At 57.1% G+C, this 16,443-nt stretch carries 16 protein-coding genes; 7 read left to right on the top strand and 9 right to left on the bottom strand.

Going from position 1 to position 16,443, the window contains the following annotated elements; all coding sequences use genetic code 11:
* The first annotated feature begins 18 nt into the window (after positions 1-18).
* Genes R5H23_RS13345 through nagA form a run of 5 tightly spaced genes read left to right on the top strand, consistent with a single transcriptional unit; the run spans position 19 to position 5,616 of the window.
* Positions 19-978: a BadF/BadG/BcrA/BcrD ATPase family protein gene (locus R5H23_RS13345; protein ID WP_317215733.1), complete on the top strand. Its 960-nt coding sequence runs from the start codon at positions 19-21 to the stop codon at positions 976-978.
* 11 nt (positions 979-989) lie between these two features.
* On the top strand, positions 990-1,943 hold the full coding sequence (locus tag R5H23_RS13350) for an SIS domain-containing protein (protein WP_317215734.1): 954 nt from the start codon (positions 990-992) through the stop codon (positions 1,941-1,943).
* A gap of 3 nt (positions 1,944-1,946) precedes the next feature.
* The gene (locus R5H23_RS13355; RefSeq protein ID WP_317215735.1) at positions 1,947-3,233 is read left to right on the top strand and encodes a D-tagatose-bisphosphate aldolase, class II, non-catalytic subunit; all 1,287 of its coding nucleotides are present in this window, start codon (positions 1,947-1,949) and stop codon (positions 3,231-3,233) included.
* Positions 3,230-4,510 (top strand): glucose/galactose MFS transporter, encoded by a 1,281-nt coding sequence (gene gluP / locus R5H23_RS13360; protein WP_317215737.1) that lies wholly within the window; start codon positions 3,230-3,232, stop codon positions 4,508-4,510. The genes R5H23_RS13355 and gluP overlap by 4 nt, the downstream gene beginning before the upstream one ends.
* The gene (gene nagA, locus R5H23_RS13365) at positions 4,507-5,616 is read left to right on the top strand and encodes an N-acetylglucosamine-6-phosphate deacetylase (RefSeq protein ID WP_317215738.1); all 1,110 of its coding nucleotides are present in this window, start codon (positions 4,507-4,509) and stop codon (positions 5,614-5,616) included. The genes gluP and nagA overlap by 4 nt, the downstream gene beginning before the upstream one ends.
* Positions 5,617-5,642: 26 nt before the next feature.
* Here the strand turns inward: nagA and R5H23_RS13370 are convergent, their stop codons facing one another.
* A complete protein-coding gene (locus R5H23_RS13370) occupies positions 5,643-7,388 on the bottom strand; it encodes an alpha-glucosidase (RefSeq protein ID WP_317215739.1) in 1,746 nt (581 codons plus the stop codon).
* Between the two features lie 207 nt (positions 7,389-7,595).
* On the opposite strand from R5H23_RS13370, the gene R5H23_RS13375 reads away from it, so the two are divergent.
* A complete protein-coding gene (locus tag R5H23_RS13375; RefSeq protein WP_211499079.1) occupies positions 7,596-8,240 on the top strand; it encodes a D-sedoheptulose 7-phosphate isomerase in 645 nt (214 codons plus the stop codon).
* A 56-nt stretch (positions 8,241-8,296) separates the two neighbouring features.
* Here R5H23_RS13375 and R5H23_RS13380 read toward each other — a convergent pair whose 3' ends face one another.
* The 3 genes from R5H23_RS13380 to R5H23_RS13390 all read right to left on the bottom strand — a co-directional run bounded on the left by R5H23_RS13380 (position 8,297) and on the right by R5H23_RS13390 (position 11,156).
* Positions 8,297-9,202 carry a GDP-mannose 4,6-dehydratase gene (locus tag R5H23_RS13380; RefSeq protein ID WP_317215740.1) on the bottom strand — a complete coding sequence of 302 codons (906 nt, stop codon included), beginning with the start codon at positions 9,200-9,202 and terminating at the stop codon, positions 8,297-8,299.
* A 205-nt stretch (positions 9,203-9,407) separates the two neighbouring features.
* Positions 9,408-9,575: a hypothetical protein gene (locus tag R5H23_RS13385; protein ID WP_167386170.1), complete on the bottom strand. Its 168-nt coding sequence runs from the start codon at positions 9,573-9,575 to the stop codon at positions 9,408-9,410.
* Positions 9,576-9,653: 78 nt separating this feature from the next.
* Positions 9,654-11,156 carry a carbohydrate porin gene (locus R5H23_RS13390; RefSeq protein ID WP_317215741.1) on the bottom strand — a complete coding sequence of 501 codons (1,503 nt, stop codon included), beginning with the start codon at positions 11,154-11,156 and terminating at the stop codon, positions 9,654-9,656.
* 302 nt (positions 11,157-11,458) lie between these two features.
* Here R5H23_RS13390 and flgH point away from each other — a divergent pair, with 302 nt between their 5' ends.
* Positions 11,459-12,205 (top strand): flagellar basal body L-ring protein FlgH, encoded by a 747-nt coding sequence (gene flgH / locus R5H23_RS13395; RefSeq protein ID WP_046900238.1) that lies wholly within the window; start codon positions 11,459-11,461, stop codon positions 12,203-12,205.
* Between the two features lie 60 nt (positions 12,206-12,265).
* On the opposite strand, the gene R5H23_RS13400 is transcribed toward flgH, so the two are convergent.
* From R5H23_RS13400 to R5H23_RS13420, 5 genes are all read right to left on the bottom strand, one after another.
* Positions 12,266-13,513 (bottom strand): hypothetical protein, encoded by a 1,248-nt coding sequence (locus R5H23_RS13400; protein ID WP_317215742.1) that lies wholly within the window; start codon positions 13,511-13,513, stop codon positions 12,266-12,268.
* Positions 13,514-13,516: 3 nt separating this feature from the next.
* Positions 13,517-13,951: a biopolymer transporter ExbD gene (locus R5H23_RS13405; RefSeq protein ID WP_046900240.1), complete on the bottom strand. Its 435-nt coding sequence runs from the start codon at positions 13,949-13,951 to the stop codon at positions 13,517-13,519.
* Positions 13,952-14,023: 72 nt separating this feature from the next.
* Entirely contained in the window at positions 14,024-14,449 is a 426-nt protein-coding gene (locus R5H23_RS13410; protein ID WP_086633118.1) for a biopolymer transporter ExbD, read from the bottom strand.
* 4 nt (positions 14,450-14,453) lie between these two features.
* Positions 14,454-15,533, bottom strand: coding sequence for a MotA/TolQ/ExbB proton channel family protein (locus tag R5H23_RS13415; RefSeq protein ID WP_080951457.1), 1,080 nt, complete (start codon positions 15,531-15,533; stop codon positions 14,454-14,456).
* 141 nt (positions 15,534-15,674) lie between these two features.
* Positions 15,675-16,340 (bottom strand): energy transducer TonB, encoded by a 666-nt coding sequence (locus R5H23_RS13420; RefSeq protein WP_046900242.1) that lies wholly within the window; start codon positions 16,338-16,340, stop codon positions 15,675-15,677.
* Between the last annotated feature and the right edge of the window lie 103 nt (positions 16,341-16,443).

Genomic DNA, 16,443 nt, shown 5'->3' on the forward strand with positions numbered 1-16,443 from the left:
CCGCAAGAAAGCTTGGCCGTGACTGAACCCTGTATCGCAGCGATTGACGGCGGGGGCAGCAAGACTCTCCTTGTTGTCCTTCGTCAGGATGGAACAGTCGCCGCCAGCCGGCAGACAGGCGGAACAAACCCTTTTGACCAACCCCTCTGGCGCGAGAGGCTGACAGGCCTTTTGCAGGCGCTCCCTGTCGAGACCCAGTCTGTCGGACTTGGACTGGCCGGATACGGCGAAAGTGAAACGCTTTGCGCCCGGCAAAAAAACGCTGTCTCCGAAAATCTCAGAGACATTCCATATTCCCTCACAAATGATGTGGACATGGCTTGTTCAGCCGCATTTGGGGGGCAGCCCGGCATTCTTCTTCTGTCTGGCACAGGCTCCATGGCGTGGGCGTCCGATGCTGCGGGCAAGCATTGCCGGGTCGGCGGATGGGGCAGCCTATTTGGCGATGAAGGCAGCGCCTACCAGATCGGCCGAAACGCCCTGGCACTTCTGACGCACATTCTCGATGGTCGGAACACGCAGGACGCCTGCTTCCTGGCGCCCTTCACTGCAGCCATGGGCCTGCCATCCAGCCCGGAACTCTGCACACCTGCTCTTCTGGAGTGGTATGGCACCCTTGAGCATCCTCGCTCTGCCGTTGCAGCTCTCGCCCGCCATGTGTCTGCCCTTGCTGAAGACGGTTGTGTCACGGCCATGGCTCTTCTGGATCAGGCTGCATCTGATCTGGCCACGCATATCATTGCGGCGCGTAGAAAAATGCCGGGATTAGACCTTCCCTGGAGCTATGCGGGCGGTACGCTTCAAAGCGCGTACCTGCGAAATGCCATCGCAAAACAATGCGGAGCGCCTCGCCCGCCTCTTCTCCCTCCCATTGGCGGAGGCCTCATTTCTGCTGCCCGCCAGGCTGGATGGGCCGCAGATACACATTGGATTCAATCCCTCTCCCGTACCCTCGACACCGTAGGCTCAGGGGCCTGAAAGGTTTTCTTATGAACGCTACTGAGCGCGGTATTCGCGAACAGTTTCCCCTCTGGAACCAGGTAGACATGCAGGATGTGCATCCGGACCCGGAGACCTTCACGGTCGTCGTGGGATGTGGAACATCCGTTCATATTGCGGATTCAATCGCGGCAAGCCTGAACGCCAACAGTGTGTTTTCGCGTGCTGTTGCAGGCAACGAGTGGACACGCCGCCCGCAGGATTATGTACCGTCCTCAATCCGCCCAAACATTCTAGCTCTTTCACGCAGCGGAGAGTCGACTGAGACGGTTGCCGCTGCCATCGAAAGCCGAAAGAACGGTCTACACGTTACGGCTTTCACCTGCGCGGAAGAGACCAGTCTCGAGAAGAACGCAGACGAAACCGTCTTGGCCGAAACCCATGCGGAAGAAGGCATCGTCATGACAGCGTCGGCCAGTCTGATGCTGCTGATGGGTCTGCGTTATGCGGGTATTTCCGTCACGCCGGACACAACAAAGGCTGCCGAGGAACTCCTTAACGCCGCAGATCCGCAGCTCAAGGCTCTGATCGAAGGGCGTTCCCATTTCGTGTTCCTGGGCGCTGGTGCGCTTTATGGTGTTGCCCGCGAAGGCTCCCTGAAACTTCAGGAAATGAGCCTCAGCCAGACGGAAGCGCATCATCCTCTGGAATACCGTCACGGCCCGATCAGCCTGATTGATGACAGTTCGCTCGTCGTCTTCCTGTACCACCCAGACACGCTGGAAGAAGAAAGCATTCTTGCCAAGGATCTGATCGGCAAGGGCGCACGCGTTCTCGGCATTGGTGGCCCCGGCACCGTCTCTCTTTCCGTTAAGGAAGACGCAGATGTTCGCCCGTTGGTCGTTCTGCCAGTGCTTCAGCTTTTCGGCGAATATGTCGCGCGCTCGAAGGGATTGGATACTCTGGCCCCTCGTCATCTGACCAAAGTTGTGACGATCGCCTGATTCATGAGCCTTTCTCCGTTCCTGAACCTCGTTCTCCAGACGCACGATCCAGACGTTCCGAAAGCCCAACGTCAAGGACTGACCTCTGTCTGTTCCGCACACCCATTGATACTGGAGGCGGCGCTTCAACGCGCTGCCCGGACCAAGAGGCATGTTCTGATCGAGGCGACCTGCAATCAGGTCAATCAGGATGGGGGTTATACTGGCATGACCCCGGCAGATTTCCGGGATCTTGTGCTTGGAATTGCCGCTAAGGTCGGCTGCCCGGCGCATCTTGTTCTGCTGGGCGGCGACCATCTTGGCCCCAATCCATGGAAATCCCTGCCCCCGCAGGAAGCCATGGACAAGGCCCTGACCATGATCGAAGCCTTCGCAAAAGCGGGTTTCGTCAAACTGCATCTCGATGCCAGCATGGGCTGCGCGGGCGAACCGGTTGCGCTTTCCGATGAAACCGTTGCCGAGCGCGCCTGCGCCCTTGCACAGCGCGCCGAAAGCGCGGCTCCCGGTCAGGCCGTCTATATCATTGGAACGGAAGTCCCTGTTCCAGGTGGTACGGCTGAGGCTCTGGATCATCTGGAGCCAACCTCTCCGGACGCTGCCACTGCAACACTTCAGGTTCACGAAACGCTGTTCCGCCGGGTTCTGGGCGACGACGTCTGGAGCCGTGTGATCGGGCTTGTCGTTCAGCCGGGCGTAGAATTCGGTGTGGAAGATGTCGTGATTTACGACCGGCCACGCGCGCAGTCCCTCTCGGCCACACTGAACCAGATGCCGGGCCAAATCTTTGAGGCCCATTCGACTGATTATCAGCCCCTCCCCGCCCTGCGCGCGCTTGTGGAAGACGGCTTTCTGCTTCTGAAAGTCGGTCCCGGCCTGACTTTTGCCCTGCGTGAAGCCCTTTATGGGCTGGACGGCATCCGCTCTGTCCTTCTGCCGCAGCAGGAAAGCCTGCGGGCGGTCATGGAACGGATCATGACGCAGCAGCCCGCGCAGTGGCGTGGCCATTACGAAGGCACAGAGAGCAAGCTCGCCATTCTCCGTCACTATGCGTACAGCGACCGCATCCGCTATTACTGGCCGCAGCCGGATGCGGAAGCCGCCGTTGAAACGCTTCTGCGCCAACTTGAGGAAACAGGGCTGCCAGATCCGCTTCTGAGCCAGTTCCTGCCTGTGCAGTACGAAAAAATCCGCGACGGACTGCTTCCACGGCATCCGCGCGCAGTTATTCTTTCCGCAATCGACACAGTTCTTGGCCTGTACGATCAGGCCTGTGGAGCCGAAGTGACATGAACCGTTCCCCGGACAGCCTGACTGGCTCATACGGCCTTGGTCCACTTGGTGTTGCCGCCGCCATCTTCTTCATGATGGGTTTTGTGACCTGGCTAAACGGGCCGCTGATCTCGTTTGTCCGGGTTGCGTTCTCACTGGGAGACGTCAGCGCTTTTCTGGTGCCTCTGGTCTTCTACCTGTCGTATTTCCTGTTCTCCATTCCCGCATCGTTTGTCGCCCGTTCACTGGGTCTGCGTCGCGGTCTGTCTGGAGCACTGGTTTTATGTGCGGCAGGCGTGGCCCTCTTCGGGCAATTTGTCTCCATGCGCATTTATGGCGGCGCACTGGCTGGGCTTCTGGTGCTGGGTTCAGGGCTTGCACTGATGCAGGTCGTCATCAACCCACTGGTCAGCCTGCTTGGTCCGTCCGAACGGGCCGCCCAGCGTATCGCCATCATGGGTGTCTGCAATAAATTCGCCGGCATTCTGGCGCCTATCGTCTTGGCCACAGTCGTCATGGGCGATATCGGAAATGTCGCGGAGAAAGCGCAGCTCGCTGCAACGCCAGAAGCACGAGACGCCATTCTAAACAGCTTCGTCCATGCCATTTATGCGCCCTATATGAGCATGGCTGTCGTTCTTCTGGTCGCTGCCGTGGGCGTGATCTTTTTCCCCCTGCCGGAACTTCAGGCCCCACCACTTCCTAGCGTGAGCGGAAACAGCGAGAAGATTTTCCGGCCGCATCTCGTCTTCGGTATTGCGGCCATGTTCATCTATGTCGGCATCGAAGTCATGGCGGGCGACGCCATCGGAACATACGGGCAAGGCTTTGGCCTTCCGCTGAGTCAGACCAAGTTCTTCACGTCCCTGACCCTCGCCGGAATGCTGGCGGGTTATGTGGCCGGGTTCGTCGTTGTTCCACGCATCATCACACAGGAACGCTTTCTTGAATTCTCCTGTATTGGCGGCTGCATCCTAACCATTGCGGCCTTCCTGACGCATGGTTACGCCTCGGTGCTCTGCGTCGCTCTGCTGGGCGCCACAAACTCCATGATCATGCCGACGATCTTCCCGATTGCCATTCGGGGCGCCGGCCCCTGGACCCCACTGGCTTCGGCCCTGATTGTCATGGCGTATAGCGGTGGTGCGATCATTCCGCAGATCTATGTCCTGCTAAAGCCTTATGTCGGGTTTCAGGCCATGTTCGCCCTCCTCGTCCTGCCATCCTATCTCGCAGTTCTTTTCTACGCTCGCCGCTACGGACAGACGGGCCTTCTCCCACTGGACCAGAAACAATGACTTCTCATCTCGATGGAAATCTCGTACTCCGGGACCGGATCGTCCCCGGTCGCGTGACCTTCGGCACCCATATCCACGATCTTGAGCCGCTGAAAAACGCTGGCAACCGTTACATTCTTCCAGGCTTCATTGATGGACATGTTCACGGTGGCGGTGGGGCCGACACCATGGACGGTGTAGAAGCCATTGAAACACTGTCCCGGTTCCACATGTCTCACGGCACGACGACCATTCTCCCGACAACCATTACGGCACCCTGGAATGACGTAATGAATGCCCTGAGAGCCGTCGCGGAAGTCTGTGAACGCGGGGTGGAAAACGGTCCGCGCATTCATGGAGCCCATTTGGAAGGGCCGTTTGTGAGTCCTCACAAGCTGGGTGCGCAGCCTCCCTTTGCCATTCCGCCCTCCCCTGACCGGGTTCAGGAGGCTGTCGAAACCGGGTGTGTCCGCGTCGTCACGCTTGCTCCCGAACTGGACCATGCAGAAAGTGCCATGCGCAGTTTTGCAGCGGCTGGCGTAAGGGTCAGTCTTGGCCATACCACCACAGATTATGAAGGCGCCGAACGCGCCATCTGCCTTGTCTGTGGAGCTGGCGGAACCGTTGGTGCGACCCATCTTTTCAATGCCATGTCTGCGATTGAGGGGCGCAAGCCCGGCCCTGTAACGGCACTCATGTGCAGCGACACCGCGTATGCGGAAATGATCTTCGATACCTACCACGTGCACCCCGCCAGCTTTCGTCTGGCCTCACGCGTTATGGGGGACCGCCTCCTGTTCGTGACAGATGCCATGCGGGGAACAGGTGAACCGGAAGGCCCCAGCAGTCTGGGCGGCCAGGACGTCCTGATCCAAGATGGCGTTGTCCGCCTTCCCGGCGGCTCTCTGGCAGGAAGTGTCCTGACCCTTGACCAGGCTGTGCGCAACGCCGTGCAGGCCGGAAAATCACTTCCGGAGGCTGCACGGCTCGTTAGCACCAATGCAGCGACTTATCTTGGCCTTCATGATCGGGGCACAATCACTCCCGACCTTCTGGCCGATTTCACCGTTCTGGATGACACGCTGCAAATCGCGGAAGTCTGGGTTGGTGGGCAAAGAACTTTTTGAGGCCCGCTGACTGGCCAGACGTCTCTTCAGATGTCTGCTGGTGGTGCAAGTCGATAAACGCCTGCCTGCCAGGGCATCAGCTCAGGTAGCACGTCCGCTGCCTGAGCTGATGCCCTGTCGATCAGAACCTCAGATATTTTCAGACCATGCGGCAGAATATAGTGTTCCTTTTCCCCACACATATTGATCAGAACAAGAAACTGCTCGTCCTCTAGCGTACGCGTAAACGCAATGACCGAAGGATGGTCTGGATCAACATCTTCAAATGTACCGTAAATCAGCGCCTGATGCGTAGCGCGCAGCTCAATCAAGCGGCGGTAATAGTTCAGAATGGACCCGGGGTCAGCTTCCTGCTGAGCCACATTGATGTCCGTATGATTTGGATTGATCCGAAACCACGGCACACCAGTCGTAAACCCGGCACGCGACGTTCCATCCCATTGCATGGGTGTTCGTGCATTATCCCGGCTGATCTTTGACAGGCTGGACAAGACCTCTTTTGCGGACATTTTGCCAATGCCAACAGTATTGTCCCAAATGCCTCTGGCGTTGATGTCCTCGAAATCCTCGATCCCATCGAACCGGATATTCGTCATGCCAATTTCCTGCCCCTGATAGATATAGGGCGTCCCACGTCGCATCAGGAGCATTGTTGCCAGAGCCTTGGCTGATGGGCCGTGCCCTTTGGGCGACGGATCCCCAAACCATGAGACAGATCGTGGGTTATCATGGTTTTCCAGAAAGGATGTCAGCCAGCCTTCTGGTCCAGACGATGTATCTTCCCCTCTTAAAACCGCTTTGAGATCCTTGATCGTCCAATCCTGCACCTGCCAATCATGGCGACCAAGGCGAACAATTTCGAAGTGGAAGACCATCGTCATTTCCCCTCGGCTTTCCTCTACAAAAGCCGGGGTCTCATCGAAGGGCACACCAAAAGCTTCCCCAACTGTCAGAAGGTCCCGGCCTGCAAAAACCTCCCGATGCATGTCCTGTAGATAATCGTGCACTTTGGGGCCGGTGACATAGACGTGCTCAAGGCTCTCCATCTCAGCCAGCGTCAGGTCTCTGAGATCAGGTAATTTGGACAGAAAGCAGATCGCGTCCAGCCGGAAGCCTGCAACGCCCCGGTCCAGCCAGAAACGCATCATCTCGTACATTTCTTTCCGGACTGCAGGATTTCCCCAGTTCAGATCAGGCTGTTCACGAGCAAAATAGTGCAGATAATACTGCCCTGTTGTTTCATCTTTCTGCCATGCGCTTCCACCAAAGATGGACAGATAATTATTGGGCGGTCTGCCATCCCGCCCATCCCTCCAGATATAGAAATCGCGATAGGGGTTTTCCCGGCTGGCACGGCTTTGGCGAAACCAGGCATGTTGATCACTTGTGTGGTTAGCCACGATATCCACAATGAGTTTCATCCCACGGGCATTCAAGCCTTCTACCAGCCGGTCAAAGTCTTCCATCGTCCCCTGAAGGGGATCGACTTTGCGGTAATCCCGGATGTCATACCCGTTATCAACATTCGGGCTGTCATAGTGCGGGGCCAGCCAGATCACCTGTACACCCAGAGATTTCAGGTAATCCAACCGGCTGATGAGGCCCGGAAGATCACCAATGCCGTCTCCGTCGCTGTCACAGAATGAACGTGTGTAAACCTGATAGACCACGGCTTCCTTCCACCAGCGCCTCCTGTCAGGCGTATTGGCTTCACTTGCGCGAAGGGCAGTCAGGAAGGGAGTACTCGAATTGCTGGAGGATGGCTGTGACATCGGGTCTATCTCCTCACGGATACAGGCCTGCAACGAGCCACACACAAAAAGCGTTTCAATCTTTAGCGCACAAGTTAGCGAGACTGCTTTATAGATCAGCGGCTTGACAGATGCGCCCTGAGCCAGTCTGTCTCTGTGTCATGCCGGTGAGCCTCGAGAAGCATTACCGCCGTTTTTTATATCGTATTCCAGGAGCTGTTGACCCTGATGTCATCGATCCAGACATCCACCCTGCTGAATGACCTTCCTGCTTCCGAGCGGAATTATATGCAGGACTATCTTAACCAGTCAGCCGAAACGATGGTGGCGTTCTCAAAGGATGACGCCTGTTCCGAGATGATGGCAGGAATTGCTCTGACCATCATGTCAGCTCTGCAGGATGACCGAAAGCTTCTGGTGGCAGGCAATGGTGGAAGCGCCGCCGATGCCCAACACATTGCCGGTGAATTCACGGCACGCCTGATGTATGACCGCCGGCCACTAGCCGCTATTGCACTGACAACCGATACATCCAGCTTAACGGCCATTGGGAACGACTACGGCTTCGATCACGTCTTTTCCCGGCAGGTTCTGGCTCTGGGGCGCAAAGGGGATGTTTTCCTCGGCATTACAACGTCCGGACGTTCGCCGAATATCATAGAGGCGCTCAAGGCTGCGCGCGCACAGGGTGTTATAACCGTCGTCTTTACTGGCCAGACATCCGTGGACATTCCCGAAGCCGACTTCGTGCTCCGCGTTCCTTCCGCATGGACACCCCTGATCCAGCAGATGCATATTACCGCCGCACATATTGTTTGCGCCTTGGTTGAACGGGCACTGTGCCCACAGTCCGCCGATCAGGAACAGCACTGAGCACAAGCCAGCAGCCAGATTTCAGTCTCTGCCTGCTGGCTCAAAATTTTGAACGGTCAGGAACGTACACGCCAACGCCAGTCGTTCAGAACTTCCTCAAGAGTATTTTTCCAGGAAATCTGAGCTGTCCATCCCAGAATACGTTGGGCTTCAGAAGGATCCCCCACCATATTCTGCAATCCTGACGGCGTCGGATGAGTAGAATCCAAACGGACTTCTGGGTGAACTCCCGCCATTTCCAGCAGATCATTCAGCATGGACTGTACGGTTCGGGTCTCACCACTACAGATGTTCAAAATCGTACCATCCGCGGGAGCATCCTCTAACGTCAGGGCATCGATATAGGCGTCACACGCGTCCCGGACGTTTGTAATGTCATATCCGACATCCGGATGGTTGATCGTAATGCTAGTCTGCTGATGCGCCTCAACCCGAGCGACCTGAGAGGCCAGAAAGGGTAGAATGGCATTCACATCCTGGCCGCTTCCAGCCTGTGTAAACGGCCGCATCCTTACAGCATGCAGGCCTTCTTTCGCCATCATTCCTACAGCCATGTCTGCGGCCGCCTTACTGGCAGCATAGGAATTCAACGGCGCCACGGTCGCCGCTTCGGTCAAAGGAACGCCCTCTGCGAAAGAGGCGCCATAGATTTCCGCTGAGGAGACATGCACAAATCTGATGTGACGGGCGTGTTTTTGAAACGTCTCCGCCAGATTCATTGTGCCATCAAGATTGACCTGCCAGGCGCGCCGCGTGTCCTGACTGGCTTCCAGAACCGATGACACAGCCGCAAGATGAATGCAGGCGTCAGGGCGTGTATCCTGCACAACACGCTCTACGGCCTCACGATCCAGAAGATCCAATTGCCCTTCAATCAGAACATGATCGGGCATCCGGTCTTTAAGGCGTGTTTTGAGATGGGTGCCGACAAACCCAAGACCACCCGTCAGAAGAATTCGCATTGCCTGCACTCACACTGGTCGCCCTGAGGGACCACGGGAATTAGACAACGTAAGAAGCGAATTTTCCGAAACGGGCGGCATTGATCATTCTCCCATGCTGACGGATCTTAGGACCGAACAAAGGTACGGCCGCTCCGCCATCCCTTCGTTCTCGACCACATTCAGCCACGGGGCAAGAGAGCAACTCTTGTGCAGGGGTACCGGATCAGTTCCCGAGGGAACGATCAACAGAGCGGCCAGCGCGTTCAATCGGGCCCTTCGGCGGATCAACGGTGTCACGCACCTTTTCACCGAACGTCCGGTGGTGTTCGCAGGCCGTCAACGTCACGCAGGACACGGAAAGGGCCAGAAGAAGCAGTATCGATTTACGCACGTGGAGTAATCCTCCGAAAAGACGGTGAAGCCATCAGAAACGATCAGCGCCGTTTCCGGTTCCCTGCACGTAACGAATTCAGAAGATTTCGATATGACTCTTGAAGCCCATCATAACGGCATCCCGTAAGTTCACCTGCCCGTTCGGGTTATGGTAATATTGGAAATCAGGCTCAAACGTCATCGCACGGCCGATTGCGAACGTGTAGTTCAGCTCTGCAACTTCCTGATGCGTCTGCAAGCCCGTCGCCCGATAAGGCAGAGACTTGCCGGCAGCCAGAAGAATCCGTTCAGTTCTCTGCACACCTGACGCGATATGAACATACGAGACCGCCAGTCCAATCGAGTCTGACGGTCGGGCAGCCCAGAAGCCTTTCCAGGTTGCTCCCAGATAGATCTGCCGATCCCTGAGTGCAGTCCGCGGCTCGTTCAATACAACGCCCCCCATAAGCGTGACACCGCCCTGTGGGTTAATTCTTGAGCCTTTGATCCGCTGGTCCACCATCAGCCAGGTGGACCATGAACCGCTATGTCGGGCAGCAGAATATCCGCTATCCGCATACGGGTTTCCCAACGTATCCAGAAAGTTCTCAGACCGCCCCATCGTCTCCACGGCTATGCCAAGTTTGTAATGGCCCGGATACGCCAGCTCTCCGGAAGGGCGACGGAAGATGGGCTGCCATCCGATTTCTACGGGAAAGATTTCGCCAACAATATTCGAGCCATTCAGCTTGAACCCTGTTCTGTGCTGCGCGACCGAATAAATGCCTTCTTCCGCAAAATAGACACCCGTCTCGACATAAACATCCCGCCGCCAGGGACGCCCTCTCACACGCAACGCCCAGACAGACGCCGGATAAGAGCTATAATAGGCACTGTCAGAAGCACCTTTGGGCCGACCGCAGAAGCTATTGTTCACGAAGGAGCAAAACACAGTACCGGCGGCAAAATCCGAAAGCTGGGACATACGGCCCGCTGCGATTGCCAGTCGGTTCTGGAACAGGTGCTGCTCCCCATATGCCATCACAAGATGCACGACGACGTTTCCGCCACCACCGTAGGTTTCCTGACTGTGAGCGAGCCAGTCTCCAAACATGCGGTTAGCCGTTGTGCCGTAGCGTCCTATGAAAATCACATGAGTCGCAAAGCCCTGAAGCTTCGCCAGACGGTTCCAATCCGTGACAATATTCAGAGCATACTGTCCGGCATTAGACGCGCCCTGCTTGTAACCATACCCTTTGGTCGGAGCCGTCACGGCGCCCATCATCTCGTTCATATTGTCGAACTGGGCAATCGTTCCATGGCGCCTCAACCAACCATGAGCATCATTCACAAAAGGAAAAAGCGAAGGCGGAGCAGACAGATTTCCAGCAAGGTCTTCATAGGCCGACGCTTTGGGCAAAAGCTCCGCAGCCCCTGCTGACAACGGTGCAGCCTCTGTTTCCCCACTGGCCTGATCTGACGCAGTACGTCCTTCGGGCGAAGACGTTTCAGACGCCGGTTCGGCGGCCATGGCGCCACCGGCCGAGGACAGCACACATACGGAAACAGCAACACGGATCATACGCCGCACAACGGCCATGCAGCTTTCTTCCGTATCGCTTTTTACGTGATCGCTTATCGAACTATCACCGCTCAAAAATGAATTTTCCTTGATGTCGCTTCAACCCACCCTGTTTATGCACACGACGACATCAGCTTCCATCCTGCAAATGCTGCCCCTTGCACGGCATGAACCCTAGACGTGGGATAATATGGATATTGTAACTTTCACAAACCGGAGAAAAGTGCGCTAAAGGGGCCGTCCAGGGGCAGAGTTAACCCATTTTTTACGAAATATATGTTTGGGTCTTTTTGTTCATAACAAACGGAATTGCCCCACACATGCTGCTTCCATCTCGTCATGCTGTGCGTTGCCTGGGGCTATTGGGGCTGATTCCCGCCCTCTCCGCCTGTAACTCGCTGGCCCAACTCTCCGAGGTAGGTCGCCCACCCCGCATGACGTCAATCACCGACCCCACATTGGCAGCCAGCTATCGTCCGGTCACAATGCCAATGCCGCCCCTGCGTCCCCCGCCGCAAGAAGCTTCCAGCCTGTGGCGAAGTGGCAGCCGTGCATTCTTCAAGGACCAGCGCGCCTCTCAGGTCGGAGATCTGGTCACGATCATTGTGGACATCACCGATAACGCTGCTTTCAATAACGGCACGACGGCCAATCGGGCAGCAGACGAAAAATTCGGGATTCCCAATCTGTTTGGCATCAAAGGACGGGTGATCAGCGCGGTCACAGGCGCTGACAGTCTGAACACAGCCAGCAGTAGCGATAGCAGCGCGACAGGAAAGATCATCCGGAATGAAACGGTGACGCTTCGTCTGGCAGGAACCATCACTCAGGTTCTTCCAAACGGCAATTTTGTCGTGATGGGAAAACAGGAAGTCCGGGTTAACAGCGAGCTACGCGAACTCGGGGTCAGTGGCATTGTCAGACCACAGGACATTACGGCCGACAATACTGTTACTCACGACAGAATGGCAGAAGCCCGCATTTCGTACGGTGGCAGAGGGACCATTACCCAGATCCAGACGCCGCGCTACGGGCAGCAGGTCATGGACTCGGTCCTGCCTTTTTAAACAAAAAAAACGCCGGGAATGACCCCGGCGTTTTCCTTGAACTTGTAGCTCTTATCCAGCTCAGTGAGCGGCAGGACGAGACAACAAGAGAGCCCAGAGCTCAGCAACATCCTTTGCAGGACCATTACCAGTAATGGATTCAAAGGTTTTGATGGCATCAGCCTTATGGCCTGCATCCATCTGAGCCATGCCAAATTCGACCTGAGCCAAATCTGGATAGTGTGGATTTTTGCCCAGGCCCGTTTTCATCAGGGCAAGACCCTGATCAGCCTGACCGTTCAGAACGAGATTATAACCCGTTGTCAGGGCAGGACCGGCAGAAGGGTCTGTGGCAGCAGAAGCAGTAGCCTGTGCAAGCTGTGCACGATCGGCAGCAGCACGCTGTGCAACGAATGCGTGGAACTTTGCATCGCCAGCAGCCGTCGGACCGTTACCCAGCGACTTGTTGGCGTAACCCTGATTGAGCAGGTTCAGCGCAAGCTGGGGAAGACCCAACTGCACAGCGCGCTCGCCCATATCCTGATAGTCAGACGGATCCTTCAGGACACCCGTCGCCAGACGAAGACGCTCAACATAGAAAACCAGCGGCGGTGCCAGATTAGGATTTGCGACCAGATCATGGATCAGCATCGCCCAGTAATCAGGCTTGGAATAATACTTGGCCAGCAGAACGTAAGCGTGCGTTTTGGCGTCCGCATCCTTCAGGTTCGTATAAGCCGTGGCAAGCATCTGAAGCTGATTTTCGGCAGGAATCTTACCTGCCTTGATCGTCTCGTCCACCTGCTCCTGAGCAGCCTTGGCCGTTCCCTTCCAGTCACCCTGAAGATAGTAGCACTGGATCAGCATGGTCTGCATGCGCGGATCGGGCCCGTGCTCATGCAGATAGCGCTCGGTCGGCGGAATGGCAGCCGCATAGTTTTTGGCGCCATAAGCCATGGTGGCCTGAGCCATCAACATTTGACCCTTGGCAGCCTTCGGCGTGCGAGAGCTGTTGATAAGCACATCATACGCCTTAGTTGCCGCAGCCACGTTACCGGACTGAGCGGCAACCGCTGCACGCATCTGGGCAATGGTATAGGATTCGTAATCCGTCTTGCCCTTGACCGCATCTGCGGCATCAACCGCAGCCATGGCTTTTTCATAGCTCTTCGCGGCAAGAGCACTCTGCGCCTGCTGAAGATCCTTGCCGACAGCTTGGCCCAGCACATCATCAGCATGGGCAGCGGGCCCAGCAACAAGAGCTGCACCAATAGCGCCAGCCAGCAGAAGGGAGCGGGCGCTCAGACGGCGGTTAAGGGACAAAGACACGAATTACTGTCCTTCCATGAACTGATCCAGACCGACGATACCCAGCTTGGTCACGCCGAGACGCTGAGCGTCAGCCATGACGTGGGCAACCGTTTTATAATCGGCAAGACGGTCAGGATGAATGTGGACTTCAGGCTGATCCCCTTCAGCAGCAGCGGCCTGGAAATGGGCCTGGAGTGCTGCTTCCGAGCTGACCGGCTCGCTGTTCCACGAAATGCTGTTGTCGTAGTTGATGCTAACAGTCACCAGCTTGGGCTGTTCGGTAGACGGCGGAGGATTGCCCTGAGGCAGATCGATCGCCACCGAATGTGTCTGCAGCGGGATGGTGATGATCAGCATGATCAGCAGCACCAGCATCACGTCGATCAACGGCGTGGTGTTGATATCGACGATACCTTCGTCTTCGTGCGTGCTGTCCGATCCGACGCTCATGCCCATGACGGCGGTTCTCCAAAAGGGTGACTTGAAAGAGGTTGCCGGACCGTTTTTCTATAACGGCCCGGCAGACCTTCAGTTCGTGTGGGGCTGCTCGGTGATGAAGTCCACGTGAGCGATACCAGCTTCCTGAGCTGTAGCGACCACCTGGCCAACTGCCAGATACTTGGCAGCACCGTCACCACGGATCTGGACCTGTGGCTGAGGCTTCTGCTTGGCTACCTCTACGAGGCGGTTCAGCAGATCCTGATGCGTAGGGACCAGGGTGGTGTTCCAGAAAACCTGGCCATTCGCAGTCACTGCCAGAACAACATTGTTTGGCTTAGTCTGGGTCGGCTGATTTGCATCAACCGGCAGCTTCAGCTTCACAGTATGCGTGGCGACTGGGATGGTGATCAAAAAGATGATCAGCAGCACCAGCATGACGTCGACGAGGGGGGTGGTGTTGATTGCCGACACCACCTCGTCGTCACCGCCGCCTCCTCCGACGTTCATTCCCATAGTATCAGACCCGCTGGCTGGTGGTGATGGTGGTCGGAGCTGACATGCCGCCGTCTTCCGGAGACACGCCGTGACGGAAGCCACCGATCAGGACAGACTGGACGTCTGCAGCGAAGTTACGAACGCGATCCATAGCGCCCTTGTTACGGCGAACGAGCAGGTTGTAACCCAGAACGGCCGGAACAGCGGTTGCAAGACCAATTGCCGTCATGATGAGGGATTCACCCACCGGACCAGCAACCTTGTCGATGGATGCCTGACCTGCGATGCCGATGGCGGTCAGAGCGTGGTAAATACCCCAAACCGTACCGAACAGACCGACGAACGGAGAAGTGGAACCCACCGTACCGAGGAACGCAAGGCCGCCCTGAAGACGCGTGTTGATGGTGTCAACGGAGCGGCCGATGGACATTTCCGTCCAGGAGTGCAGGTCGATCGCGTCACGCATGGAACCTTCGTGGTGCTCTGCAGCAACGATACCGGTTTCAGCGATGTAACGGAACGGAGAAGAAGCCTTCAGGGACGCAGCGCCAGCCTGAACGGACGGCTTCGTCCAGAATTCACGGGAAGCTTCCTTGGAAGCAGCGAACACACGGCCCTGCTCCAGGAACTTCATGACCATGATGATCCAGGTACCAGCGGACATGATAACCATGATGATCAGAACGCCACGAGCGATCACGTCACCATTGGCCCACAGAGCGCCAAGACCGTACGGGTTACCCTGCGGAGCCGGAGCTTCAGGAGCGGCTGTTGCGCTTTCACCAGGGGTGGCAGCAGCAGCAGGCGTCTGGTCAGCAGGAGCAGCTGCATCACCGGCGGCAGGTGCCGGAGCGCCAGCATCATTCGGTGCAGAAGCGGCAGGTGCAGCAGACGGGTCCGAGGACGGAGCCGGCGGCACTGCCGACGGGTCGGCCGGAGCGGCAGCCGGAGCACTCTGATCAGCCGGTGCAGGCTGAGCGAAAGCGACGGCCGGTGCGATTGCACCCGAAGCCAGGGCCAGCGTCAGAGCCATGGCGCTGGCCCGGACGGCGCGCGCCTTCGTCGGAACGTCAAGAGCAGGAAGGCGGAACAGTCTGGTCATGAACTCCATATCCTCGTTAGAGATGCCCGTTTTAGGAGCTGTCTGGGGTGCCGGCCATATGGGGACCGGCCCTTTTCCTGAACCTCTCCGAACCACCTGATCCGAAGAGGCAATCTTATTGGACTACTGGCTGACGGACACTTAGTCGCCCATCGTGAAGTCAACGTGCAGAATGTGGTGATGCTCGGTAACCGGAGCGCCGTTAACGACGGCGGGCTGGTACCGGGCTCGACGAAGGAAGTCGAGCGCACTTTCCACAAACTCGTGACCACCGGTGGAGCTGACAATCGCGCAGTTTGCCGTGTGACCGTTCGGAAGAATGTCGCAGGAAGCCGTAACTTTACCTTCACGGTTCTCTTCCTGGGCTTCCTCCGGATACTCCGGCTTGGCGCCGTTGATCGGAGACGCGCCAGCCGTGTGATCAGGCACTGCCGGAGCTGGCGGACCCTGCGGAGGAGCCGGAACAGGCTCAGGTGCAGGCGTCGGGCTCGGCGGAACCGGATGCGGTGGCTTGGCGTGTGTGACCCGCTGGATCGCCTTGGGTGGCGGCGGAACACTGATCTTCGGCGGCGGAATATACGGCGGCGGCGGCTGTTCCATCTGCGGCGGCGGCGGAGGTGGTGGTGGCGGAGGCGGCTTAGGCTGCTCCTTGATCACTTCCGTCTTGATGGGCGGCTTTTCGTGGACGAGTTTGCCCACAGCACCGCTCATGAGCGCATAGATTACCGCGCCCATAGCCAGCACGGCCACGACGATCGCGACAATATAGTCCGTCGGCTTGCGCTGCTGTGCGGCGTAGCTCTTCATGTCGAAACCTTCTTACCCCTCACTGACACCGACAATGGATCCACACCTGTACGGTGCGAGATCTCGACCTTGTGTTTGCATCGAGTTCCCTCACCTCACGGAC

Origin of the sequence: Gluconobacter sp. GP1, from assembly GCF_032913585.1 — a bacterium.
Classification (GTDB): domain Bacteria; phylum Pseudomonadota; class Alphaproteobacteria; order Acetobacterales; family Acetobacteraceae; genus Gluconobacter; species Gluconobacter cerinus.

Excerpts from the sequence above, each read along its gene's own strand:
- R5H23_RS13420 (WP_046900242.1), bottom strand. The coding sequence starts at position 16,340 with ATGAAGAGCTACGCCGCACAGCAGCGCAAGCCGACGGACTATATTGTC.
- nagA (WP_317215738.1), top strand. The coding sequence starts at position 4,507 with ATGACTTCTCATCTCGATGGAAATCTCGTACTCCGGGACCGGATCGTC.
- gluP (WP_317215737.1), top strand. The coding sequence starts at position 3,230 with ATGAACCGTTCCCCGGACAGCCTGACTGGCTCATACGGCCTTGGTCCA.
- R5H23_RS13350 (WP_317215734.1), top strand. The coding sequence starts at position 990 with ATGAACGCTACTGAGCGCGGTATTCGCGAACAGTTTCCCCTCTGGAAC.
- R5H23_RS13405 (WP_046900240.1), bottom strand. The coding sequence starts at position 13,951 with ATGGGCATGAGCGTCGGATCGGACAGCACGCACGAAGACGAAGGTATC.
- R5H23_RS13390 (WP_317215741.1), bottom strand. The coding sequence starts at position 11,156 with ATGGCCGTTGTGCGGCGTATGATCCGTGTTGCTGTTTCCGTATGTGTG.
- R5H23_RS13380 (WP_317215740.1), bottom strand. The coding sequence starts at position 9,202 with ATGCGAATTCTTCTGACGGGTGGTCTTGGGTTTGTCGGCACCCATCTC.
- R5H23_RS13375 (WP_211499079.1), top strand. The coding sequence starts at position 7,596 with ATGTCATCGATCCAGACATCCACCCTGCTGAATGACCTTCCTGCTTCC.
- R5H23_RS13370 (WP_317215739.1), bottom strand. The coding sequence starts at position 7,388 with ATGTCACAGCCATCCTCCAGCAATTCGAGTACTCCCTTCCTGACTGCC.
- R5H23_RS13355 (WP_317215735.1), top strand. The coding sequence starts at position 1,947 with ATGAGCCTTTCTCCGTTCCTGAACCTCGTTCTCCAGACGCACGATCCA.
- R5H23_RS13410 (WP_086633118.1), bottom strand. The coding sequence starts at position 14,449 with ATGGGAATGAACGTCGGAGGAGGCGGCGGTGACGACGAGGTGGTGTCG.
- flgH (WP_046900238.1), top strand. The coding sequence starts at position 11,459 with ATGCTGCTTCCATCTCGTCATGCTGTGCGTTGCCTGGGGCTATTGGGG.
- R5H23_RS13415 (WP_080951457.1), bottom strand. The coding sequence starts at position 15,533 with ATGACCAGACTGTTCCGCCTTCCTGCTCTTGACGTTCCGACGAAGGCG.